Raw genomic sequence first — 22,047 nt, 5'->3', positions numbered from 1 at the left:
ACGCTGGGCCGAGGCCCGCCTGCCCTCACCCGCGCGCGTCGAGCGCCGCCACCGCCGGCAGGGTCTTTCCCTCCAGGAATTCCAGGAACGCCCCGCCGCCGGTCGAGATGTAGCCGATGTCGTCGGCGATGCCGTACTTGTCGACCGCGGCCAGGGTGTCACCGCCGCCGGCGATCGAGAACGCCGCCGAATCCGCGATCGCCCGCGCCAGGGTTTCGGTGCCCTTGCCGAAGGCGTCGAACTCGAACACGCCGACCGGTCCGTTCCAGACCACCGTGCCGGCGCTGGCCACCAGCGCTGCGTAGCGCGCGGCGGTCGCGGGGCCGATGTCCAGGATCATGTCGTCCGCGCCCACGTCTTCGACGGCCTTGGTCGTGGCGGGCGCATCGGCGCTGAACGCAGGCGCCACCACGACGTCGACGGGCATCGGGATCTCGGCGCCGCGTGCACGGGCGTCGTCCATGATCTTCCTTGCCGTCTCGACCAGATCCGGCTCGTGCAAGGATTTGCCGACGCCATGCCCCAGCGCGGCGATGAAGGTGTTGGCGATGCCGCCGCCGACGATCAGCTGGTCGACCTTGCCCACCAGCGACGACAGCAGTTCCAGCTTGGTGCTGACCTTGCTGCCTCCCACGATCGCCAGCAGCGGCCGCGCCGGATCCTGCAGCGCCTTGCCCAGCGCATCGAGTTCGGCCATCAGCAAGGGGCCGCCGGCGGCCACGGCGGCATGGCGGACCACCCCGTGCGTGGAGGCCTGCGCGCGATGCGCGGTGCCGAATGCGTCCATCACGAACACGTCGCACAGCGCGGCATACCGCCGGGCCAGCGCCTCGTCGTCGGCCTTCTCGCCCGGGTTCATGCGGCAGTTCTCCAGCAGCACGAGTTCGCCCGGCGCGATCTCCACGCTGTCGAGGTAGTCGCGCACCAGCGGCACGTCGCGCTCAAGCAATTCCGACAACCGGCGCGCGACCGGAAGCAGCGAATCGGCTTCGCTCCAGCGGCCTTCCTCCGGCCGGCCGAGGTGGGACATCACCATCACCGCCGCACCGGCATCCAGTGCACGCCGCAAGGTCGGCAACGAGGCCAGCAGGCGCTGGTCCGAAGTCACCCGGCCCGCTTCGACCGGGACGTTGAGGTCCTGCCGGACCAGCACGCGCTTGCCTGCCAGGTCGAGGTCGGTCATCCGTTGAATCGTCATGCATCGCGCTCCAGGGTTGTCATCGTTTCGTTGCGTCGCCCGCAGGCGCGCGTCGCGCCGCGCCGCGCGCGCGTTCTGGGTCAGTCTGCCACCTGGTTGCGACCTGCGGCCTTGGCGCGATAAAGGGCCTGGTCGGCACGCTCGATCGCCGCCTGGACCGACGGCGCATCACCGTCGCGCCCGTGGATGGCGATGCCCACGCTCACCGTGAGCCGTCCACCCGGAGCGTCCTCGTGCGGGATGCCCGCGGCCTGGACCGCCTCGCGAATGCGTTCGGCCACCTCGGTGGCGCGATCATGCCCGGCACCGGGCAGCAGCACCAGGAATTCCTCCCCGCCGATGCGCGCGATGGCGTCGTGTTCGCCGCGAATCGCCCCGCGTGCCGCGCCTACGACGCGCTTGAGTGCCACGTCGCCGGCCGGATGGCCGTAACGATCGTTGAAGGCCTTGAACGCATCGATGTCCATCGCCAGCAGCGCCAACGGCCACCCGGCCTCGCCGAGGCCCGGCCACAGCGCGGACAACCAATGGTCCAGGCCACGGACGTTGAGGCAGCCGGTCAAGGCGTCGGTGCGGGTGCGCCGGTCGAGCTCGGCCACCGCGTTGCGGAGCTGCTCCGTCTGCGCTGCGATCTGCTGCTCGCGCGAGGTCACTTCGGTGCGCAGCGAGCCGGCGAGGCCGCGTTGCGTTTCCAGCGACTCGTTCAGGTCGGCGTAGGCGGCATTCAGGCGCGCCGCGAGATCGTCGATGGCCTTGGCGAGGGGCTGCAGTTCCACCGGAACCTTGGAATCGTCCCGCACGGGTTCGGTCCGGGTCCCCAGCGCGAATCGTTCCAGCGTCACCAACAGGTCCCCGGTGCCGCGGGAGAGCTGCTTCATCTGCCACCAGACCGCCACGACGACCCCGAGCGTGACGAGCAGGAGCACGCCCGTCAGCATGAGGACCCGAGGCGTCACCGCCTGCAACAGCGGAGGTTGCCGCAGGACCACGACCTGGCTCCAGCCATGGTGCATGTTCGCGGTCGCCACGAACCCGCTGCCGCCGTCGGCGAGGACGTCGCGCCGAAAGACCACGCCACCATCCGGCGCCGGTGCGAACCGCCGCGCGACATCGACCCGGTCGAGGAAGTCCACGCCCATGCCAGGCGTGGCACTCACCACGCGCCCCTCGCCGTCGAGCAGCACGCGTTCGTAGCCGCGCTCGACGAAGGCATCGTTGAGGGAATGCGTGAAGCTGTCGACCAGGATGGAGCCTTCGACGACCCCATCGAAGCGGCCGCCGCGCCGGAGCGGCGCCGAAACCGCGATCAGGGCATCGCTGCCCATGCCGCGTCCGCGGAAGGCATGGGAGACGTGCGGCTGCAGGGTCCGGCTGGGGACGCGGAAGTACTCGCGATCGGCAACGTTGCCCAGCACGATCCGCGCGGGGCCTTCGCGCGTCCGGGCCGCGATGACCTCCGCGTCGGCGTCGGTCACCAGTGCCGTCAGCAGGCTCGGGAAACGTTCCATGAGGCGCGCCAGGTCCGTGTCCCAATCTTCGGCGCGCACCGACCTGGCGTCCGCGAGCAGCGCCACGCCGGCCAGCTGGTTGTCCAGGAAGCTGTCGATGTTCGCGGCGGTGAGGCGCGTCGAGGTCTCCAGGCGCTCGGTCAGTTCCCGTCGCTCCGCGAGGTAATCGCTGACAAGCGTCGCCGCGCCGAACGCCAGCGCGGGCAGCAGCGCTGCGATCAGCAGCAAGCGCGCGAAGGCGCGCTGCAGCGACCAGGGGCCTGCGAGAGCGCCGGACATCAGAGGATTGTGGGCGACGACATGGACGTAGCTTACCCATCGGCACCGGCGCGGGAGGATGGCCCCGAACGGGGGTCACGACCCGGAGCGACGCCGGGCTCCCGCGGTGGCACGGCCAGAGCGATCCGCGGCCCGAGCACGGCGTGCGAGGTATCGGGATCCCGGTTCGGCTTACCGCGCCGCCACGACCCGCGCCAGCTCCAGGCACTTGTTGGAATAGCCCCACTCGTTGTCGTACCAGCTGACCAGCTTGACGAAGGTGGGGTCGAGCGCGATGCCGGCCTCGGCGTCGAAGATCGATGTGCGCGCGTCGCCGCGGAAGTCGGTGGCGACCACCTTGTCCTCGGTGTAGCCGAGGATGCCCTTGAGCGCGCCTTCGGACTGCGCCTTCATCTCGGCGCAGATCTCCTCGTAGCTGGCCGGGCTGTCCAGCTCGACGGTCAGGTCGACGACCGAGACGTCGGAGGTCGGCACGCGGAAGGCCATGCCGGTGAGCTTGCCGTTCAGTGCCGGCAGCACCTTGCCGACCGCCTTGGCCGCGCCGGTGGACGACGGGATGATGTTCTCGAGGATGCCGCGGCCGCCGCGCCAGTCCTTCATGCTGGGGCCATCGACGGTCTTCTGGGTCGCGGTGGCCGCGTGCACGGTCGTCATCAGGCCACGCTTGATGCCCCACTTGTCGTTGAGCACCTTGGCCAGCGGCGCCAGGCAGTTGGTGGTGCAGCTGGCGTTGCTGACGATGGCCTCGCCGGCGTACTTCTCGTGGTTGACGCCGTAGACGAACATCGGCGTGTCGTCCTTGCTCGGGGCCGACTGGATGACCTTCTTCGCGCCCGCATCGAGGTGCTTCTGGCAGGTTTCCTTGGTCAGGAACAGGCCGGTGGATTCGATCACCACCTCGGCGCCGACCTCGTCCCATTTCAGGTTGGCCGGATCGCGCTCCTGCGTCAGGCGGATCCTGCCGCCGTTGACGACCAGGTCGCCACCGTCCACCGACACCTCGCCGTCGAAGCGGCCGTGCACGGAGTCGTACTTGAGCATGTAGGCGAGGTAGTCGGGCTCAAGCAGGTCGTTGATGGCGACGATTTCGATGTCGTCCCCGAAATTGGCCACTGCCGCGCGCAACACGTTGCGCCCGATGCGGCCGAAGCCGTTGATGCCTACCTTGATCGCCATGCCATGCTCCTGCCGGGACTATTGATGGAAAGCTCGGTATTTTAGCCGCATCCGCCGCCGCCCCCTAGCCATGCCATGTCTCTTCACCCTGCTTTCTCGGCCCTGGCCGTGCTGCTCGCCGCCCTGTCCTCCCTGTTTCCGCCACCGGCCGCGGCCTGGAGCCGGGACGGGCACCGCATCGTCGGCCACCTCGCGGAGGCGGAACTCCGGCAACCGGCGCGCGCCGAAGTGGCGCGCCTGCTGGCCGGCGAGCCCGACCCGACCCTGGCCGGCATCAGTGGCTGGGCCGACACGCTCCGGGACGAGGATCCGGTCCGCGGCAAGGCCACGGCAGCCTGGCATTACGTCAATTTCGGCGATCGCGGCTGCCGATTCGACCCGTCGCGCGACTGCCGCGACAATGATTGCGTCATCGGTGCGATCAACCGCAGTTTCCTCGCCCTGTCCGACCGCAAGCGGCCATTGGCCGAGCGCCGCGACGCCCTCAAGTTCCTGGTGCACTTCGTCGGCGACGTGCACCAGCCCCTGCACGCCAGCCCGCGCCGCGACAAGGGCGGCAACGACTTCCAGGTCAATATCGGTGGACGGGGCAGCAACCTGCATGCGGTCTGGGATCGCAACCTGGTCGGCAGCAGACGACTGGAGCCAGACGCCTACGCCAGCGTGCTGCGCCGCCTCCCCGCGCCACGCGACCCGACGCTGGCATCGACCACGCCGGCGGTGGACTGGGCGCTGGAATCCTGCCGTCTCGTCGACCAGCCGGGCGTCTATCCGCGGGAGCGGGTGGTCGGCGACGCTTACCTTGCCAAGCACCGTCCGACGGCCGAGCGCCGCCTGCGCCAGGCGGGCAGTCGCCTTGCCGCGCTGCTGAACCACGCCTTGGGCAACTGACTCAAGGCCCGCCCGCGACACCCAGGACTTCCCGCACCCTGGCCTCGGCGCTCCCCAGCCCGGCCGACTGGCCATAGCGGATGGCCGCCTCGGGAGCCATCCCCCCCTCGATGGCCGCGGCCACGGCCAGCAAGGCACCGACCCGGTTGCCGGAACCGCAATGCACCAGCACGGTACCTTCCGCCTCCTGGAGCCACTGCCACAGCGTGCGGGCATTGTCTTTGGTGATCGCACCGGCGCCGTCCACCGGCAGGTGGCGGTAGACCAGGCCAGCGCGTTCCACTTCGCCCGATTCGTCTCGGTCGCCGAGCTCGGCGTCGGTGCGCAGGTTGATCACGGTGGTCACGCCCTGCGTGCGGGCGCGGTGCCATGCGGCTGGCTCGGGCTGGCCGCCGGTCAGCAAGCGGGGACTGGGCTCCCTGAGCCCGGGGATCAGCGCGGCAAGGGTCATGTCGGCATCCGTGGAAGCAGAAGGAGGTGAAAGCGATTGCGCGGCCGACCCCTGTCCGGGGCGGGGAGCGGGCGTCGCCGCGCATCCGGCGGCCACCCCGACGATGGCAAGCGTCGTAACGCGCAGCCATCCCGCCGTGTTCATGCCGGCTCCGCGCAGTAGACGGCGTGCAAGGTCTCCATGACCTGCCGGCCGGGCCCCGGGGCCAGGGAATAGAACACCTGCTGGCCGGCGCGCCGCGCCTGCACCAACCCGGCCGCGCGCAGGACCGCAAGGTGCTGCGACAGCGCCGATTGCGACAAGGCCATGCGTGCGTGCAAGGCACCGACCGCCAGCTCGCCTTCGACCAGGTGGCACAGGACCAGCAGGCGTTGCTCGTTGGCCATCGACCGCAACAAGGCCGCAGCGTCGGCGGCATGCACGTGCATGTCGGCGGAATCGATGGTGGGCAGGGGGGCGTGGACGGGAGGAGGCAAGGCAGGCGTCGTGACGGGAGGCGAGGTCGGCATTGTAGGGAGTGTTGCTAATTTAGCAAATACTAATATCATGCCCGGAAACCCGCTGCCAGGTTGCATCCATGCGCCCGTGCGTCCATCCGTTCTTCCATGCCGGCAGCAACACCTGGAGCTACGTGGTCGTCGAGCCGGCGGGCAAGGTCGCGGCGATGATCGACCCCGTGCTGGATTTCGACGGGGCCTCAGGGCGGACCGCCACGACCGCCGCGGAGGCCTTGCTCCGGTTCGTCCACGAGCATGGGCTGGAGGTCCGATGGATCCTCGAGACCCATGCCCACGCCGACCACCTCAGCGCGGGGCACTGGCTGAAGACGCACCTGCCGGACGCGCGGCTGGCGATCGGCGAAGGGATCCGCGACGTTCAGAAGACGTTTCGGCCGATCTTCAACCTCGGCGAACACTTCCCGGTCGACGGGTCGCAGTTCGACCATCTGTTCGCAGCGGAGGAGACGTTCGCGATCGGTGCGCTCCAGGCGCGGGTGATCCCCGTCCCCGGCCACACCAGCGACAGCAATGCCTACCTGGTGGGCGATGCGCTGTTCACCGGCGATTCGCTGTTCATGCCCGACGGCGGCACCGCGCGCTGCGATTTCCCCGGCGGCAGCGCGGCCACGCTGTTCCGCTCGATCCAGCGCCTGTTCGACCTGCCGGACGAGACACGGGTCTTCGTCTGCCACGACTACGCGCCGGGTGGCAGGGAGGTCGCCTGCGAAACCACCATCGCCGAGCAGAAGCGCGCCAACATCCATGTCGGGAGCGGGACCACGGAGGCGGAATTCATCGCCATGCGCGAAGCACGGGACGCGACGCTCGCCATGCCGACGCTGATCATCCCTTCCGTGCAGACCAACATCCGGGCCGGGGCGCTGCCCGCGTCCGAGGACAATGGCGTGCGCTACCTCAAGATCCCGCTGGATCAGCTGTGAGGCACGCCGCTCCATGGTGCCGGCGTCTTCCCGACCCGTCGGCGAGGTACTGACCCGATGCCGACCGAGTTCACGCCGGCCAGTGCGCTCATCGGCGGCGTCTTGATCGGCGTCGCCGCCACCCTGTTGCTGTGGTCGCTCGGCCGCATCGCCGGGGTAAGCGGCGTGCTCACTGCCGCGATCGAACAGCGCGAAGGTCGCGGCTGGCGGATCGCCTTCCTGGTGGGACTCGTCGCTGCCGCGGGGCTCTGGTTCGCCTGGTCCGGCGCGCCGGCTCGCACGGGATTCCCGGCCGGATGGCTGGCGGTGGCCGGCCTGCTCGTCGGCGCCGGTACCCGCATCGGCAATGGCTGCACCAGCGGGCACGGCGTTTGCGGCCTGGCGCGCTGGTCGGGGCGATCGCTGGTGGCCGTCCCGGTGTTCATGGGCTCGGCCGCGGCGACCGTCTACGTGCTGCGCCATGCCCTGGGGTGGCTGCCATGAAACGGTCGGCATTCGCGTTGGCGGCAGGCGCGCTGTTCGGCCTCGGGCTGGCCGTCTCCGGGATGACGAACCCGGACAAGGTGCTGAACTTCCTCGACGTGGCCGGGCACTGGGATCCATCGCTGGCACTGGTCATGGGTGGCGCCCTGCTGGTGACGGTGCCGGGATTCGCCTGGGTGCGGCGTCGCGGTCGCAGCGCGTGCGGGGATGCGCTGCCCACGACGCCGGGCTCGCGCATCGACGCGCGGCTGGTCGGTGGTAGCGCGCTGTTCGGCATCGGCTGGGGCATCGCCGGCTATTGCCCCGGTCCCGCGCTCGCCAACCTCGCGCACGGCACCCTGGAAGCGCTCGTGTTCGTCGCCGCGCTGCTGTTGGGATCGCAGGTCGCGCGCGCGTTGCCGCGACCCACCCTGCCCCGCTAGCCGCAGCTTCAACCGGGATCGGCATGGCCGACGCGGGCAGCGCGCGGCGACCCGCTAACATCGCCCGATGCCTGACACCGACCTGTTGCTCGCGCTGCTGTTCCTCGTCGTCGCGGCCCTGTACTCGTCGGTCGGCCACGCCGGCGCCAGCGGCTACATCGCCGCCATGGCGCTGCTCGGCTTCGCGCCGGAGCAGATGCGCCCGACCGCGCTGGCGCTGAACCTGCTGGTCGGCGGCATCGGTTTGTTCCGCTTCTGGCGCGGCGGCTACGTGCTGCCGCGCAACGTGCTTCCGTTCGTGCTGGCCTCGGCGCCGGCGGCGTATTTCGCGGCAAAGGTCCAGTTGGACAAGCACAGTTACTCGCTGATGCTGGGACTGGTCCTGCTGGTCGCCGCCGCCGGCATCTTCCGCAGCGCGGCCAGTGCCGAGACCGAGGACGCCCGCTCGGCCGGCCGACGGGTGCCATGGCCGGCCGGCCTGTTGATCGGTGCGTCGATCGGCGTGCTGTCCGGCCTCACCGGCACGGGCGGCGCCATCTTCCTGACCCCGCTCCTGCTGTTCGCGCACTGGATGCCCACGCGCATGGCCAGCGGGACCTCGGTGGCCTTCGTCTGGATCAATTCGCTCACCGCCCTGGCCGGCCTGCTGGACGCAGGCGGCACCCTGCCCGCGGCCTTGCCGCTGTGGCTGGTGGTCGTCGCGGCGGGTGCATTGATCGGCACCCAGCTCGGACTGAAGTGGCTGCCGGTCAAGGGCCTGCGGTACGCGCTGGGCGCGGTGCTGGTGCTGGCGGCGGGGAAACTGCTATTCGCGTAGGAAGCGCCTCAGCGCAGCGAATTCGCGGCCTCGACAACCTTGTCGACGGTGAACCCGAAGTGCTCGAACAGCTTCTCCGCCGGCGCGCTCGCGCCGAAGCTGTCGATGCCGACCACGGCGCCGTCCAGGCCGACGTACTTGCGCCAGAAATCGGTGACGCCGGCCTCGATCGCGATGCGCCTGCGGCAGCGATCCGGGAGCACGGTCTCACGGTACCCGGCGGGCTGGCGGTCGAACACCGTGGTCGAGGGCATCGACACCACCCGCACCTTGTCGCCCAGCTTCGCGGCGGCATCCATCGCCAGGCCGACCTCGGAGCCGGTGGCGAGCAGGATCAGCTCAGGATCGCCGTCGCTGTCGCGCAGCACGTAGGCGCCGCGCGCGATGTCGCGCAGCTGGGCGTCGCTGCGCGACTGGTGCGGAAGCGTCTGCCGCGAGAACACCAGGCAGCTGGGGCCGTCGTCGCGCTCGATCGCGGCCTTCCACGCCACCGCGGATTCCACCGCGTCGCAGGGGCGCCAGACGTCGTTCTTCGGGATGTGGCGCAGGCTGGCGAGGTGCTCGATCGGCTGGTGAGTGGGGCCGTCCTCGCCGAGGCCGATGGAGTCATGGGTGTACACGTGGATCGCGTGCGCGCCCATCAGCGCGCTCATGCGCACGGCGTTGCGGGCGTAATCGGAGAACACCAGGAAGGTGGCGTCGTAGGGCAGGAAGCCGCCATGCAGGGCCAGGCCGTTGCTGATCGCGGTCATCGCGAACTCGCGCACGCCGAAGTAGATGTAGTTGGCGCCCGCGTCCTCGGAATTGACGTCCCTGGAGCCCTTCCAGATCGTCAGGTTGGAACCGGCCAGGTCGGCCGAACCGCCGATCAGCTCCGGCAACAGCGGACCGTAGGCGTCCAGCGCCATCTGCGAGGCCTTGCGCGAGGCGACGCTGGGGCCTTCTTCCTGCAATTTCGCGATGTAGGCATCGGCGGCCTCGCCGAATCCGGCCGGCAGCTCCCCATGGGAGCGGCGGGTCAGCTCGGCGGCGAGTTCCGGATGACGCGCGGCGTACTTGTCGAACAACGTGTTCCACTGGTCTTCGCGCACGGTGCCGGCATTGTTGGCACGCCAGCCGTCACGGATGGCCTGCGGGATCTCGAAGGCATCGTGGTTCCAGCCCAGCGCCTCGCGCGTGGCCGTGATCTCGTCCTTGCCCAGCGGCGCGCCGTGCGAGGACTCCTTGCCGGCCTTGGCGGGCGAACCGAAGCCGATGGTGGTGCGGCAGCAGACCAGCACCGGCTTGTCGTCGTGCTTCAAGGCGGTGTCGATCGCGGTCTTGACCTCGTCGGCATCGTGGCCGTCCACGTTGCGGATCACACGCCAACCGTAGGCCTCGAAGCGAGCCGGGGTGTCGTCGGTGAACCAGCCCTGCACTTCGCCATCGATGGAGATGTTGTTGTCGTCCCAGAACGCCACCAGCTTGCCCAGGCCCAGGGTGCCCGCCAGGGAAGCGGCCTCGTGCGAGATGCCTTCCATCAGGCAGCCGTCGCCCATGAACACCCAGGTGCGGTGGTCGACGATGTCGAACTCGGGCCGGTTGAAGCGCCGCGCGAGGATCTTCTCCGCCAGCGCGAAGCCGACCGCGTTGGCAAACCCCTGCCCCAGCGGACCGGTGGTGGTCTCCACGCCCGGGGTCATGAAGTTCTCCGGGTGGCCCGGCGTCATCGACTCGAGCTGGCGGAAGTTGCGCAGCTGCTCGATCGGCAAGTCGTAGCCGGACAGGTGCAGCAGCGCGTACTGCAGCATCGAGCCGTGGCCGTTGGACAGGACGAAGCGGTCGCGGTTGAACCAGCCCGGGTTACCCGGGTTGTGGCTGAGGTAGTCGTTCCAGAGCACCTCGGCGATGTCCGCCATGCCCATCGGCATGCCCGGATGGCCGGAATTGGCGGCCTGCACCGCATCGGCGGCGAGGAAACGGATGGCGTTGGCGAGGTCGCGGCGGCTGGGCGTCGTCATCGGGCGGCTCGGGCGTCTTGTATGCGGTCGGAACTGAAACCGCAGCGGGCGGCGCCCGGACATCGCGGGCAACCCATTGTCCCATCCACGCCCGCCCGTGTCGCGGTGGCGCCGCTCAGGCCGCTGTGCTATCGGTCGCCAGCGCTTCCACCGGCGTGCCGTCCTCGCCGCGCGCCACCACCGTCGCCGCGACCAGGTCGCCGGTGACATTGAGCGTCGTGCGGCACATGTCGAGGAACCGGTCCACGCCCAGGATCAGGCCGATGCCCTCCGGCGGCACCCCCACCATCCCGCAGATCAGCGCGACCACCGGCAGCGAGCCGGCCGGGACGCCGGCGGTGCCGATGCCCCCCAGGATGCAGACGAACATCACCGTCAGCTGCTGCATCAGGTTGAGTTCCACGCCGAAAAACTGCGCCAGGAACAGCACGGTGACGCCTTCGAACAGCGCGGTGCCGTTCTGGTTGGCGGTCGCACCGACGGTCAGGACGAACCGCGAGACCTTCGTCGGCAGGTGCAGCTGCTCGTCCGCGACCCGCAAAGCCGTCGGCAGCGTGGCATTGCTAGACGCGGTCGAGAACGCCATCACCATCGCCTCCTGCACGCCGCGGAAGAACTTCAGCGGCGACCACCCGGCGAAGAACTTCAGGGCCACTGAATAGACCACGATCATGTGGATCGACAACGCCAGCACCACGACGCCCACGTAGGCGCCCAGCCGGACCAGCAGGTCCCAGCCGAAGAGCGCGGCGAGATTGAACATGAAGCAGAACACCGCGTACGGCGCCAGCCGGATCACCAGCCCGATGAGGGTCATCGAGACCTCGAACAGGCCCTCGATGGCGCGCAGCAGCACGCCGGTGGACTCGCGTTCGCGGGTCATCACCACGCCGATGCCGATCATCAGCGCGAAGAACATCACCGCCAGGATCGAGTTGCTGGCGGCGGCGCCGACGACGTTGTCGGGCACGATCGACAGCAGCATGTTCAGCCCGCCGGACTGCTCGGCGCTGCTGCTCACGATCGCCTGCGCGCGACCGGAGCCCTCGGTCAGCATCTGCTGGGCGACGGTGGCGTCGACGCCGTCGCCGGGACGGAACCAGTTCACCAGCACCAGGCCGATCACGACCGCGATGCCCGACACGATCACCGTGTAGGCCAGCGTCTTCCAGCCGATCCTGCCCAGCGAGCGGATGTCGCCCATCTCCGCCACGCCGACCACCAGCGCCGAGAACAGCAGCGGGATCACCAGCATGAAGATCAGCCGCAGGAACAGGGTCCCGAAGGGCTGGGTGACGTATTCGGTGAGCGTCCTGACCCAGCCGGCGTCCGCGCCCGCACCGTAGTAGGCGGCCATGCCCAGCACCAGGCCGGCGACGAAGCCGATCAGCATCTTCCAGTGCAGCGGCAGTCTCGGCTTGGACGGCGGCGTAGGCTCGGACATGGCTGGATCTCGCGGACGGCGGGCTGCGGCAGCTTAGCAAAGCATGCAACGGTGCCGGCGGCGCCCGGCGTCCCGGGAACCGGTCAGCACGCGGCGGACCATCGCGAGGGTCGCAACCGTCGCTGTGCCCCGGTAACGGCAGGTGCGGGCAACCAGGACCCGATGTGCCGCCGTTTACGCGTCCGAGCGGGTTCCAGCAGGCGGGTACAGGGGCGGAAGCAGCGGGCGCGCCCCGGCGTCGGCCGCTTGCCAGCGCGGACCCTTTGCAAACGCGCGTCGCAGCATTTGGCGCGCGACCACGCCATCCCCGCCGGCCCAGCGCGCGCGTTGAAGGGCCTCGACCGCAGCGACCTGGTCGGGATCGGCCAGGCGCGCGCGCACCACATCCACGTCCGCCGCCGGCGGCGTCGCCATCGCGCACAGGGTTTCGGCGACATCGCCCAGCGTCCCGGCATCGAGCGCGTGCTTCAACGCCGGCATGCCGGCACCCCGGGACTTGCCGATGACGGCACCCGGCGGCTTCGCCGGCGCATCCGCGGGAGCCGGTCCGGGACGGCGATGCAGGCCCCACGCCAAGGTCGCCAGCCACAGCAACGCGAATCCGGCCGCGATCACCGCCCACAAGCGCACTTCGCCCTGCACGCCAGGCACGCGGACCCAGCGGTCCGCGCCCGCGCCCGCATCCGTGCGCTCGCCGCTAGCCGCCACCGGGGATGCCCCGCCGGGCGGGGCGTCGGCGGCAGGCGACACCTGCAAGGCGATGTCGGGCAGCGACGCCGTCCGGGCCCGGCCCGCGCGCACGTCCCACCACGCCATGCGTGGACCCGGGAGCCGCAGCGCACCGGCCTGCGCGGGGACCACCGAGAACTTGCGCGTCACCCGCACTTGGGGGCGGCCACGGTCGAAGGTCTCGTCGACCTGGGGCGGCTCGGCGAATACCTGGGCCCCGTCGCCCACCGGCAGCGTGAGTTCCGGCAGCTGGGCGGCATTGCCGCCATCGGCGTGGGCCTCGACCACCACGGTGAGCGCCTCGCCCGCTCGCGCCTCCTGCGGCGTTTCCATGTAGCGCAGCGACAGGCCGTGCAGCGGCAGCCACGGTTGCGGCGCATCGGCCGGCACCGGCCGGACCTCGAACACGCGCCGGGGGCCGTTGGCCGACAGCGACTTGCGGCCATCGCCGAACAGGTCGTCGAAAAACCCGCCCACGCCGCGCCCCTGGAACCGCGCCGGCGGCATCGCCAGCGTGCCACTGCGTTCCGGGATAAGCAGGAACCGGCGCTCCACCACGTTGTAGCGCCGTCCGCCGAGATCGCGACTGAATTGCACGTCGTTGCCGATGCGCTGCAGCGACGCCCCGTCCGGCGCCTCCTGGTCGAGCTCGCCCGACACCAGCTGGGTCGCGTAGTACAGGCGCACGACGTAGCCCACGGCCTGCTGCACGTAGGGCGCCTCGTGGTCGACCTCGACCTCGATGAAGACGTCGCCCCCGGCCCGGGCCGGGACGGCCGGTAGCACCGTCAGCTGCACCGGTTCGGTGCGCTGGTTGCCGACCTGCAACGAGGGGATCGTGACCACGCCCTCGCGCCGGGGCCGCAGCGCCACGGCGAACAGGGTCCGCACCCGCGCGCCGCCGCTGGAGGTGGCCTCGTAACTCTGCCGGCTGCTGCGCGCTTCGAGGCTGAAGTCCGCCTGCAACGGCGCGTAGTCGGGCGAGACGCTGTTGGGTTGGCCGGTCTCGATGTTGAGCGTGGTGGTCTCGCCCATCGCGATACGGTCGCGGTCGAGCCAGGCGCGCGTCGGCGACTGCGCCTGCGCAAGGCAGGGCAAGGTGATGGCGAGCAACAGCAACAGGGCGCGGAGCATGCGGGTCATGTTGGCGGCACCGGTGTGTCGAAGGCGTCCCCGCGCGATTGCTGGCGTCGCTCGTGCTCAAGCCGGAACTTGGCGCGCAGCAGCCCCCCGGGGTCGTCCGGCACCCGGCGCAACCAGGCCTCGTTGGCTTGCGCGCGCTCGCGGTCCGCGGCGCTTTCGGCGCGGTCCGGTTCGCCTTCGACCTGCCTGCCATCGTCGGCGGGTGCATCGCCCTGCTCGAGCGCCCGCTGCATGCGCTCGCGCTGCGCGGCGTCCGCTTCGCGCTGGCGATCCGGATCGCCTGGCGGGGGCTCGGGGGGCGTCGCCGGGTCGCGTTCGCCGGCGTCGGGTTTGGGATCGCCCTGTGGCTCCGGGCGCGGCTCGCCGCTGGCTTCGTCGTCGCCGGTCTCGCCCTGCCCGCCGGGGTCGCCCGCATTGGGCTGGGGCTGTCCCTGGTCGGGCCGCTGCTGCTGGTCGCCGCGGCTGTTGTCGCGGGGCGATGGCGGCGGCTTGCGTTTCATTGCCGCCTCGACCGCCTGCTTGTTGGCGATGGCATCGGCCATCCCCGGATCCTGCCGCAAGGCCTGGTCATAGGCCTTGATGGCGTGCTCGTAGCGACCGGCCTTGGCCAGGGCATTGCCGCGGTTGTAAGCGGAATCGGCGTCGCGGAACCGGCTCCAGAGCCTTGCCGCCTCGCCGAACTCGCCTTCCCGGTATGCCGCCTCGGCCTGCGCCTTGCGCGCATGCGCCGCCTGGTCGGGACGCCGCCACCACCCACCGTCCTCCGTCGCCTGGGCGTGCGCAGGTTGCCACGGCAGCAGCAGGCACAGCATCACGGCCGCCAACGCGCCGCCACGGCGGAACGCGAACAGGGCCAGCAGCATCAACGGCGGCAGCAGCCAGTAACCACCATCCTGCGGCACCATGACGACTGGCCCGCGTGCGACCGCCGCGCCGGCCGGCTGCGCGGCGAGCAGGCCGACCGTTTCGAGGTCGCCATCGTCCGCGGTCCAGTCGCCGTAGCGACCTCCGCCCGCCGTGGCCAGCGCGCGCAGCGAGCCGGCGTCGAGCCGGGCGTGCGCGATGCCGCCATCGGCCCGGCGATACGCCGCGCCCTTGGTGCGACCCAATCCAAGTGCCGACACGCGGAAACCGGCGGCCAGCGCGCGCGATGCAGCAGCCTGGGCCCGCGCGTCGGCGTCGTCGGTCATCAACAGGATGTCGCCGCGGTCGAATCCGGCGCGTCGGAGCAACTCCACCGACCACGCGATGGCGCGATCCGCGCGTTCGCCGTCCACCGGCATCACGTCGGGGGCCAGCGCGTCGAGGAAAAGCGCGACGTTCGCCGCATCCGAAGTCAGCGGCGCGACGGTGAAGGCGTCGTCGGCGAAGGCGACGAGGCCGACCTGCCCGCCCGTGCGTTGGCGCAACAGCGTCGCGATCTTGGCGCGCGCCTGCAGCAGGCGCGACGGCGGCAGGTCCGCGGCGAGCGTGGCGCTGGACAAGTCGAGCGCGATGACCAGCGGCGCTTCGCCCTGCTGCAGCGGCTGCGGCTCGGAGCGCCAACTCGGCCCGGCCAAGGCCACGATGGCCAGGGCGAAGGCCAGCAAGCCGATCCAGAACCCGGCCTGCCCGCGCGCGCCGCCGCGCGCGTCGAGCAGATGCGGGAGCAGGTGGGCATCGACCGCCGCCCGCCAGGCCTCGTCGCGCCCCCGGCGGCGCCACCACCAGCCGGCAACGAGTGGCAACGCCAGCAGGGCGAAGAGCCAGAGCGGGCGCAGGAACGACAGCGGGATGGCGTCCAGCGTCATGCGCGCCGCACCCGCGGCCATGCCAGCGCCAGCAGCGCGATCGACAGGGCCACGCCCAGCGGCCACGGATAGCGCTCGATGCGTGGGCGCACGCTCCGTCCCGGACGGCTGATCGGCTCCAGTCGATCGATCTCGGCGTAGATGCCGGCCAGTGACTCGGTGTCGCGCGCACGGAAGCTACGCCCACCGGTCATGTCGGAGATGCGTTGCAGGGTTTCCTCGTCCAGTTCCGGCCCTCCCATGGCCGGGAGCTGGAACCCGAACACCGAAAGCCCCTCGCCATCGCCGCCGAAGGCGATGGTATGGATGCGCACGCGGTTGTCGCGGGCCAGTTCGGCGGCCTTGACCGGATCGAGCAGCCCGGCCGTGTTGACGCCATCGGTGAGCAGGACCAGGACGTGCTGCTTGTTCCTCGCGCCGCCGGCCTCCTGGCTCCGCAGGCGCTTGACCGCCAGACCGATGGCATCGCCGATCGCGGTCTCGCGCCCGGCCAGCCCGACGACGCTGTCGACCAGTTGCTCGCGCACGCTCTCGCGGTCCAGGGTCAACGGCGTCAGCGCGTAGGCCTTCTGGCCGAACACCAGCAGGCCGACTCGGTCGCCTGCGCGGCGGTCGAGGAAGTCCGCCATCACCGCCTTGGCGGCGGTCAATCGGTCGACGATGCCACCGCCCAGGCGCATGTCTTCCTCGCCCATGCTGCCCGACAGGTCGACGGCCAGCATCAGGTCGCGGCCGACCTGCGGGGGCTGGACCACCTCGCCCCAGGCTTGCGGCCGCGCGGCCGCCAGGCACAGGGCACACCACGCGGCATAGGCAAGCCACGCCATCCTGGAATGGCCGACGCGCGCGCCGCCGCCGGCGATGGCATCGAGCTTGCCGCCGAAGGGCACCCGGAGCGCCGCCGAGGGATTGCGCGCGGCCGGCAACAGCCAGCGCACCAGCCAGGGCAACGGCAAGGCCAGCAGCCACCACGGCCAGGCGAAACCCGCGAAGTCGGGCCAGATGCCCAGCAGCAGCCGCATGGCGAACCCGTCACCCACGCGCGGTCATCCACTGGATGAAGCGCGTCCGGGCGGACCTGCGCAGGGAGGCGACGGCATCGGCATCGGCATCGCGACGGAAACCGCCTTCCAGCAAGACGCGACCCTGGGGTCCGTCGAACAGTGGCGCCGCCTCGCCTGCGTCCAGGAAATCCAGCCAGTCCTGGCCTTGCAGCGCGTCGGCATGCGGATCGCGACGCCGCGACGCGCGGCGCAGCAATTCCGACATCGCGGCCACTTGCAGCGCCGGCGTCCCGGCCGCCGCCATGGCGTCATCGAACAGGGCCTCGATGCGGCGCCGGCGGCGGCGGAGCCGCCACCATCTGGCAAGCACGAGCGCCAGCACCACCGCTGCGATCCCGGCCACGACCCACCATCCCGGCGCCGGCGGCCACCACGGCGGTGCCGCCGCGGGATGGATGTCGCGCAGGACCAAGGCGTCGCCCTGCATGCTCAGGCCGCGCGCGGAGCGCTGAACAAGGGCAACCAGGCGTCGCTGGCGGCGTCGGTGGGGAGCGCCTGCACGCGCACGCCGCGCGCGGGCAGCTCGGCCAGCGCGGCCTCCACCGGCGCCACGAATGCCTCGCGCCAGCGCTGGCGTTGCGGCGCGGACGCCAGGTCGAGGTCCACGCGGTGCGGGGCGCCATCACCTGCGCCGCCCGCGAATGGCAGCGCCATCCTTGGCGGCGCGGTCTCCAGCGCATCAGTCAGCAGCAACACCACCACTTCATGGTGCATGCCCAATGCCGGCCAGCGGCTGTCGGGGACGTCGGCGATGCTGGCCGGGTCGGCCAGCACCAGCAACCGCGATCCCGGACGCAGCAGGCGCTGGGCATGGTCCAGCGCGAAGGCCAGGCCCTCGTCGTCTCCCGGGCGCGCGCCGTACCAGCGCACCAGCGCATCGAGCACGCGCAGCGCCCCGCGCGGACCCGCGGCGGGGGGCACGGGCGGCTCCTGGTCGCTGCCTCGCAAGGCGGCGACGCGATCGCCATCGCGGATGGCCGTCCATGCGGCGATCGCCCCGGCCCGCGCGGCCTGCACCGACTTGAAGCGCGTGCGCGTGCCGAAGTACAGGCCCGGCGCGGTATCGGCCACGACCAGCGTCAGCCGCTCGCGCTCGGCCTGGAACAGCTTGGTGTGCAGCTGGCCGCTGCGCGCGGTGAGTTTCCAGTCGACGTGGCGGGCGTCGTCGCCCAGCGCGTATTCGCGCGACTCCGCGTACTCCATCCCGCGTCCGCGCAACGGGGACGGGGCGCGGCCACTGACGCCATGCCTGCCCTTGCGCGGACCACGCCTTCCCTGCGCGACGCCTCGCAAGGCGATGAGTTCGGGCAACGTGGGCCTGACGCCGTCGCTCATGCCCGTCCGCCCAGGCACTGGCCAGGACCGGAACGACCCGCACACTGCACGACGGCAGCCGCGCGATCGATGGCAGGCAACGGGCGCAGGCGGGCTGTAGCCGCATGCATCGCGTTCACCCCCGTCGCCCTCAAGGCAGGGGCACCTTGTCGAGCAATGCCTGCACCAGGCGCTCACCGTCCCAACCTTCCGCGGTCGCCTCGTAACTCGGCAGCACCCGATGGCGGAGCACGTCCGGCGCGATCGCCCGCACGTCCTCGGGCGTGACGAAGTCGCGGCCCGCCAGCCAGGCGCGGGCGCGCGCGCAACGCTCCAGCGCGATCGATCCCCGTGGGCTGGCGCCCCAGGCGATCCGTCGGGCCAGGTCGGCGTCGTAGCGGGCGGCATCGCGCGACGCCAGCACCAGCTCGATCAGGTAGCGCTCCAGTTGCGGCGCCACGTGCAGGTCGAGCACGGCCCTGCGCGCGGCGAAGACATCGTCCAGCGAGACCTTGACCGGGGCCTCGCTGGCATGCTCCAGGGTCCTGCGGGCGCGGTCGCGCTCCAGGCGCAGGATCTGGGCCTCGGCGTCCGCTTCCGGGTACCCGATGCGCACGTACATCAGGAATCGGTCGAGTTGCGCCTCCGGCAACGGGAAGGTGCCTTCCTGCTCGATCGGGTTCTGCGTCGCCATGACCAGGAACAGTTCGGGCAGGGGGTAGGTCTCGCGGCCGACGGTCACTTGCCGCTCGCCCATCGCCTCGAGCAGGGCGGACTGGACCTTCGCCGGCGCCCGGTTGATCTCGTCGGCGAGCAGGACGGGATGGAAGATCGGCCCGGGCAGGAATTCGAACCGCCCGTCGCCGGGGCGCCAGACTTCGGTGCCGGTCAGGTCGGCCGGAAGCAGGTCGGGCGTGAACTGGACCCGGGCGAAATCGGCTTCGAGCCGATCGGACAGCGCACGGATCGCGCTGGTCTTGGCGAGCCCTGGCGCTCCCTCCACCAGCAGGTGTCCGTCGGCCAGCAGCGCGATCAGCAGGCGCTCGATCAGGCCCGATTGGCCGACGATGCGGGTCGCCAGGTCGTCGCGCAGCGCGAGGAACACATCGTGGATGCGGCTGGAGGTATCGCTTTGGCTTTCGCTGAGGCTGTCCATTGCGGTCCGGTGGAACGGCGCGGGGCGCGCCGGGGTCCAGTTTGACCCAATCGGCGCGGCATGGTTCAGCCACGGACCTGCGAGGTTCAGGATCCGCGCCAGCCGCGCGAGCCACCAACGACAAGGGGGCCCGAAGGCCCCCTTGCGGATCGATCGCGCGGGACTAGCCGATCACAGCCCGGCCGGGCGCGGCGCGACGCGCAGCACCTTCGGGGTCACGAAGATCAGCAGTTCGGCCTTGGACTTGTTGCGGCTCTTGGTCTTGAACAGGTTGCCCAGGACCGGGATGTCGCCCAGGAACGGTACCTTGGTGACGTCGTCGCGGTTGCTGAACTCGTAGACGCCACCGATGACCACGGTCTGGCCGTCGTCGATCAGCACCGCCGTGGTCACCTCGCGCTTGCTCAGCTGCGGCACGTCGCCGAACGCGCCGATGCTGACGAAGTCGAGAATCTCGTCCTTCTTCAGGGCGATGCTCAGGAACACGCGGCCGTCGGCGGTGATCGTCGGGGTGACCTTGAGTTCCAGGAGCACGTCCTTGAACTGCACCGTGGGCACGTTGTTGCTCTGGCCGCCGGTGACGGTCAGGTAACCGACTTCCTGGCCCTGGCGGATGATCGCTTCCTTCTGGTTGCTGGTCACCACGCGCGGGTTCGAGATGACCTCGCCGCGGCCCTGCTGCTGCAGCGCCGACAGTTCGATGTCGAGCAGGTAGCCCGCGTTGAGGATCGACAGCGCGAGGGAGCCGGCGTTCTGGAACGAGGTCGGCAGGTTGATGTTCAGCCCGCGGGTGATGGTCGAGGCCTGCGGCACGGGCGCCGGGCCGACCTGGCCGCCTGCCACCCAGGCGTTGAACGCAGTCTGGTTGGCGATCGACGTGCTCACGTCCGAGGTGCGGTTCGCGGAATTGGCTTCGAGGTTGCCGCTGAAGTACGCGTTGTCCTTGTTGCCGGTGATGCCGAAGCGGGCACCCAGTTCGCGCGCGAAGGACTCGTTGGCGATGACGATGCGGGCCTCGATGACCACCTGGTCGACGGGCTTGTCGAGCAGGGCGACGAGGCGCTGGATCTCGGAGACGCGCTGCGGGATGTCGATCACCAGCAGGGTGTTGGTGCGGCGGTCGAAGCTGATGCTGCCGCGCGAGGACAGGAACCCCCGGCTCTGGGAGCCGGCGCCACCGGCGCCGCCTGCGCCGCCCGAATTGCCCTTGCTCTCATCGGTGAGCAGCTTGGCGATGTCCTCGGCGCTGCCGTAACTGATCGGGATGTATTCGGTCACCATCTCGGCGCGCTCTTCCAGCGCCAGGCGGGCGTTTTCCTTGTCCTGCTCGAACTTGGCGATCTCGGCCTGAGGGGCGACCCAGATCACGTTGCCGCTACGGCGCTTGTCCAGGCTCTTGGCCTGCAGCACGATGTCCAGTGCCTGGTCCCAGGGCACGTTGATCAGTCGCAGGGTCACGTTGCCCTGCACGCTGTCGCTGGCGACGATGTTGAGGTCCGAGATCTCCGCGATCAGCTGCAGCACCGTCCGGACCGGCACGTCCTGGAAGTTGAAGGTCACGGGGCGGCCGCGGTAGCTGCGGGTCTCGTCGGAGAGGGAGGCCGAGGACTGTGCGGTGGCCGCGACGGCATTGCTGGCGCCGATCGCCCGGTTGGCGGCGGCTGCGCGGGGCACGATCTCGACGATGTAATCGCGCCCGGTCTGGTAGGCCAGCGACTCGAAGGCGCCATTGGTGCTGAGCACGATCCTGGCGCCCTTGCTGCCCTGGTTGGCGTCGATGCGCTGCACGGGTGTCGCGAAGTCGGTCACGTTCAGGGGTTTCTGCAGCGAAGCCGGCAGGCTTGCGTTGCCGACGTCGACCACGACACTGGACCCCTGGGTCTGCAGGTCCGGCACGGCACCATCGCCGCTGAACCGGAGGATCAGCTTTCCGGAACCACCCTCGCCGCGCTTGAAGTCGATGTTGGACACCGACACCGCGGCCGGCACCTGCTTGGCCGGGTCTGCGGCGGCCGTGGCGGTGGCCTGCGCCATCGGCAACAGGCCGGCGGCGGGGGTCGGCGATGCCGCGTGCACGGCGCTGAACGCCGAGAGCAGTCCCGCGAGAAGCCCGATGGCGCCGGCCCGCATGGACGGAAGACGCGGCGTGGTTTGCTTGCGTTGCGCGGTGGTGACGATCATCTGGCTTCCCCTAATCAATTGTCTTCGAGCGCAATCGTGGCCGGCCGTTCCAGCCAGCCGCCCGCGCCATCGGGCACAAGTTCAACGAGTTCAATCCGGTCTTCGTAGATGCCGGTGATGCGTCCGTCGCTCTGACCCATGTAAACGCCCGGCTGCACCCGGTAAGTCACCTTGTCGGGCGCCAGGACCAGGCCCGTCAGGCTGCTCCCGCTGCCGATGGTGCCCACCATGTCCAGGCTGTCGAGCGGAAACTGTTCCAGTGTCTGCTTGCGGCGGCTGGAGTCCGGACGCGGGCCGCTACCGCTGCCATCGGTGCTGAACGCCGTGCTGAACGGGTCGCGCATGCCTTGTGCGGCGTATTCGAAGGTCTCGAACTGCTGCATGACCGGCAACGGATCCAGCGGCGGCGCCGGCCTCGCCTTGACCTCCGCCACCCATTCCTCGAGGTTGGGCGCGTCACCCGGCGTGCTGGTGATGCCGCGGCCGCAACCCGCCAGGCCAAGCGCCAGGGCGACCGCCAGGCAGGCCTTGCTGCGTGCGTTGTGGTGGATCACGCGCAT

20 protein-coding genes are annotated in these 22,047 nt (G+C 70.5%); 5 read left to right on the top strand and 15 right to left on the bottom strand.

Translation table 11 applies throughout. The annotated features are described in order from the left end of the window. Nucleotides 1-25 precede the first annotated feature (25 nt). The 3 genes from ABD970_RS05035 to gap all read right to left on the bottom strand — a co-directional run bounded on the left by ABD970_RS05035 (nt 26) and on the right by gap (nt 4,161). Nucleotides 26-1,198, bottom strand: coding sequence for a phosphoglycerate kinase (locus ABD970_RS05035; RefSeq protein ID WP_345294383.1), 1,173 nt, complete (start codon nt 1,196-1,198; stop codon nt 26-28). Between the two features lie 80 nt (nt 1,199-1,278). Continuing rightward, a complete protein-coding gene (locus tag ABD970_RS05030; protein WP_345294382.1) occupies nt 1,279-2,985 on the bottom strand; it encodes a diguanylate cyclase in 1,707 nt (568 codons plus the stop codon). 171 nt (nt 2,986-3,156) lie between these two features. Then, nucleotides 3,157-4,161: a type I glyceraldehyde-3-phosphate dehydrogenase gene (gap, locus tag ABD970_RS05025; protein ID WP_345294381.1), complete on the bottom strand. Its 1,005-nt coding sequence runs from the start codon at nt 4,159-4,161 to the stop codon at nt 3,157-3,159. A gap of 75 nt (nt 4,162-4,236) precedes the next feature. Here gap and ABD970_RS05020 point away from each other — a divergent pair, with 75 nt between their 5' ends. After that, nucleotides 4,237-5,052 carry a S1/P1 nuclease gene (locus ABD970_RS05020; RefSeq protein ID WP_345294380.1) on the top strand — a complete coding sequence of 272 codons (816 nt, stop codon included), beginning with the start codon at nt 4,237-4,239 and terminating at the stop codon, nt 5,050-5,052. A gap of 1 nt (nt 5,053) precedes the next feature. On the opposite strand, the gene ABD970_RS05015 is transcribed toward ABD970_RS05020, so the two are convergent. Then, on the bottom strand, nt 5,054-5,503 hold the full coding sequence (locus ABD970_RS05015) for a protein tyrosine phosphatase family protein (RefSeq protein WP_345294379.1): 450 nt from the start codon (nt 5,501-5,503) through the stop codon (nt 5,054-5,056). Between the two features lie 140 nt (nt 5,504-5,643). Continuing rightward, complete coding sequence (locus ABD970_RS05010) at nt 5,644-5,931, bottom strand: ArsR/SmtB family transcription factor (protein ID WP_345294568.1); 288 nt, start codon at nt 5,929-5,931, stop codon at nt 5,644-5,646. 149 nt (nt 5,932-6,080) lie between these two features. Between ABD970_RS05010 and ABD970_RS05005 the strand changes: the two genes are divergently transcribed. The 4 genes from ABD970_RS05005 (at nt 6,081) to ABD970_RS04990 (ending at nt 8,666) form a co-directional block, all read left to right on the top strand. Next, nucleotides 6,081-6,944: an MBL fold metallo-hydrolase gene (locus ABD970_RS05005; protein ID WP_345294378.1), complete on the top strand. Its 864-nt coding sequence runs from the start codon at nt 6,081-6,083 to the stop codon at nt 6,942-6,944. 57 nt (nt 6,945-7,001) lie between these two features. Beyond that, nucleotides 7,002-7,427, top strand: coding sequence for a YeeE/YedE family protein (locus tag ABD970_RS05000; protein WP_345294377.1), 426 nt, complete (start codon nt 7,002-7,004; stop codon nt 7,425-7,427). Continuing rightward, a complete protein-coding gene (locus ABD970_RS04995) occupies nt 7,424-7,849 on the top strand; it encodes a DUF6691 family protein (protein ID WP_345294376.1) in 426 nt (141 codons plus the stop codon). Before ABD970_RS05000 ends, ABD970_RS04995 begins: the two co-directional genes overlap by 4 nt. 67 nt (nt 7,850-7,916) lie before the next feature. Further along, complete coding sequence (locus ABD970_RS04990; protein ID WP_345294375.1) at nt 7,917-8,666, top strand: sulfite exporter TauE/SafE family protein; 750 nt, start codon at nt 7,917-7,919, stop codon at nt 8,664-8,666. Nucleotides 8,667-8,674: 8 nt separating this feature from the next. On the opposite strand, the gene tkt is transcribed toward ABD970_RS04990, so the two are convergent. The 10 genes from tkt to ABD970_RS04940 form a co-directional block, all read right to left on the bottom strand. Next, the gene (gene tkt, locus ABD970_RS04985; RefSeq protein WP_345294374.1) at nt 8,675-10,666 is read right to left on the bottom strand and encodes a transketolase; all 1,992 of its coding nucleotides are present in this window, start codon (nt 10,664-10,666) and stop codon (nt 8,675-8,677) included. A gap of 115 nt (nt 10,667-10,781) precedes the next feature. Continuing rightward, nucleotides 10,782-12,110 carry a dicarboxylate/amino acid:cation symporter gene (locus ABD970_RS04980; protein WP_345294373.1) on the bottom strand — a complete coding sequence of 443 codons (1,329 nt, stop codon included), beginning with the start codon at nt 12,108-12,110 and terminating at the stop codon, nt 10,782-10,784. A 174-nt stretch (nt 12,111-12,284) separates the two neighbouring features. Beyond that, on the bottom strand, nt 12,285-13,982 hold the full coding sequence (locus tag ABD970_RS04975) for a BatD family protein (protein WP_345294372.1): 1,698 nt from the start codon (nt 13,980-13,982) through the stop codon (nt 12,285-12,287). Then, a complete protein-coding gene (locus ABD970_RS04970; RefSeq protein ID WP_345294371.1) occupies nt 13,979-15,772 on the bottom strand; it encodes a VWA domain-containing protein in 1,794 nt (597 codons plus the stop codon). Before ABD970_RS04970 ends, ABD970_RS04975 begins: the two co-directional genes overlap by 4 nt. Beyond that, the gene (locus ABD970_RS04965; protein WP_345294567.1) at nt 15,769-16,794 is read right to left on the bottom strand and encodes a vWA domain-containing protein; all 1,026 of its coding nucleotides are present in this window, start codon (nt 16,792-16,794) and stop codon (nt 15,769-15,771) included. Before ABD970_RS04965 ends, ABD970_RS04970 begins: the two co-directional genes overlap by 4 nt. A 10-nt stretch (nt 16,795-16,804) precedes the next feature. Continuing rightward, nucleotides 16,805-17,263: a DUF4381 family protein gene (locus ABD970_RS04960; RefSeq protein WP_345294370.1), complete on the bottom strand. Its 459-nt coding sequence runs from the start codon at nt 17,261-17,263 to the stop codon at nt 16,805-16,807. Between the two features lie 2 nt (nt 17,264-17,265). Further along, on the bottom strand, nt 17,266-18,171 hold the full coding sequence (locus tag ABD970_RS04955) for a DUF58 domain-containing protein (RefSeq protein WP_345294369.1): 906 nt from the start codon (nt 18,169-18,171) through the stop codon (nt 17,266-17,268). A 130-nt stretch (nt 18,172-18,301) separates the two neighbouring features. Further along, the gene (locus ABD970_RS04950) at nt 18,302-19,306 is read right to left on the bottom strand and encodes an AAA family ATPase (RefSeq protein WP_345294368.1); all 1,005 of its coding nucleotides are present in this window, start codon (nt 19,304-19,306) and stop codon (nt 18,302-18,304) included. 171 nt (nt 19,307-19,477) lie between these two features. After that, the gene (locus ABD970_RS04945; protein ID WP_425563039.1) at nt 19,478-21,487 is read right to left on the bottom strand and encodes a type IV pilus secretin PilQ; all 2,010 of its coding nucleotides are present in this window, start codon (nt 21,485-21,487) and stop codon (nt 19,478-19,480) included. 14 nt (nt 21,488-21,501) lie between these two features. Beyond that, nucleotides 21,502-22,047, bottom strand: coding sequence for a pilus assembly protein PilP (locus ABD970_RS04940; protein WP_345294367.1), 546 nt, complete (start codon nt 22,045-22,047; stop codon nt 21,502-21,504).

The sequence above is a fragment of the Luteimonas vadosa genome, assembly GCF_039543545.1.
Lineage (GTDB): Bacteria > Pseudomonadota > Gammaproteobacteria > Xanthomonadales > Xanthomonadaceae > Luteimonas > Luteimonas vadosa.
The sequence above is the reverse complement of the archived record's forward strand: the minus strand, read 5'-3'. Positions and strand labels throughout refer to the sequence as shown.